Genomic DNA, 1,834 nt, shown 5'->3' on the forward strand with positions numbered 1-1,834 from the left:
ACTCCACCCTGCCGGCCAAGCTCGCCGCCTGCCGCTCCACCAACGTCGCGCGCACCGAGCTGTGGCTGGTCGCGGGGGACAGCGCGCTCGGCTCCGGCAAGCTGGCGCGCAACTCGGTGTTCCAGGCTCTGCTGCCCCTGCGTGGCAAGATTTTGAACGTCCAGAAGGCCGGCGTGTCGGAGATGTTGTCCAACGCCGAGTGCGCAGCCATCATCCAGGTGGTCGGGGCCGGGACGGGCCGCACCTTCGACCTCGAGCAGATGCGCTACGGCAAGATCGTCATCACGACCGACGCCGACGTCGACGGCGCTCACATCCGCTGCCTGCTCATCACGCTGTTCGCCCGCTACATGCGCCCGGTCATCGAGTCGGGGCGGCTGTACGCCGCGGTCCCGCCGCTGCACCGCATCGAGGTGGCCGGCGCCAAGGAGCCGATCTACACCTACAGCGAGAAGCAGATGCAAGGCGAGCTGCGCAAGATCGCCGCGCGGGGGGCGAAGGTCAAAGGGCAGATCCAGCGCTACAAGGGGCTCGGGGAGATGGACCCCGACCAGCTGGCCGAGACCACGATGCACCCGGCGTCGCGCACGCTGCGGCGCATCAATCCCGGCGCGGTCGACGCCGCCGAGCGGGTCCTGGAGCTGCTCATGGGCAACGACGTGGCGCCGCGCCGCGACTTCATCGTCTCCTCGGCCTCCCGCGTCAACCGCACCCTGCTCGACACCTGATGGCGGTGCCGTTGCGTCCTCACCACCACCGCATGAGCATGGCCGCTGAGCAGGACGCAAGGAGTCTGTGATGGCGCGCAAGCGGCAGTCCTCGAGCACCATCCCGCCCTTCGAGGGCGAGGGCACCATCATCGACACCGACGTCGTCGCCGAGATCGAGTCCAGCTACCTCGATTACTCCTACTCCGTCATCTACTCCCGCGCGCTGCCCGATGCCCGCGACGGGCTCAAGCCGGTGCACCGTCGGATCTTGTTCTCGATGGCCGAGGCGGGTCTTCGGCCGGACCGGCCGTACGTCAAGAGCGCCCGCGTCGTCGGTGATGTGATGGGCAAATATCACCCGCACGGCGACTCAGCGATCTACGACGCGATGGTGCGCCTGGCCCAGCCCTTCGCCATGCGGGTCCCGCTGATCGACGGGCACGGCAACTGGGGAAGTCCCGACGACTCGGCGGCAGCTAGCCGCTACACCGAGTGTCGCTTGACCGCAGCCGCTCTGCTGCTGACCGACGGACTCGACGAGGAGACCGTTGACCTCGAGGACAACTACGACGGTTCGCTCAAGCAGCCGTCGGTGCTGCCCGCAGCCGTGCCCAACCTGCTCGTCAACGGCACCTCCGGGATCGCCGTTGGCATGGCGACGAACATGATCCCGCACAACCTCGTCGAGGTCGTCGACGCCGCACGGCACCTGCTCGCCCATCCGGACGCCGACCTCGATGACCTGATGCGCTTCGTGCCCGGTCCAGACCTGCCGACCGGCGGCCAGCTGCTCGGCATGACCGAGGTCAGGACCGCGTACGAGACCGGGCGCGGCGTCGTGCGCATGCGTGCGACCGCCGAGGTGGGTGTCCTGCCGCGCGGCAAGGCCAGCATCACCGTGACAGAGCTGCCGTACGGCGTCGGCGCCGGGCGCGTCATCGCCAAGGTCAAGGAGCTCGTCACCGGCAAAAAGCTGCAAGGCATCGCCGACGTCAAGGACCTCACCGACCGCCAGCTCGGTACCCACCTGGTCTTCGAGGTCAAAGCCGGCTTCAACGGCCAGGCGGTGCTCGCCGAGCTCTACCGCCTCACCCCGCTGGAGGAGAGCTTCGGCATCAACAATG

2 protein-coding genes are annotated in these 1,834 nt (G+C 68.3%); both read left to right on the forward strand.

Annotated features, from left to right (window positions below; translation table 11 throughout):
- The coding region (locus H7290_RS13360) for a toprim domain-containing protein (protein ID WP_290514508.1) at positions 1-728 on the forward strand (728 nt) is incomplete at its 5' end.
- Positions 729-798: 70 nt separating this feature from the next.
- A partial coding sequence (locus tag H7290_RS13365) for a DNA gyrase subunit A (RefSeq protein ID WP_290514509.1) occupies positions 799-1,834 on the forward strand: 1,036 nt, incomplete at its 3' end.

This window comes from Aeromicrobium sp. (genome assembly GCF_014378035.1).
GTDB lineage: Bacteria > Actinomycetota > Actinomycetes > Propionibacteriales > Nocardioidaceae > Aeromicrobium.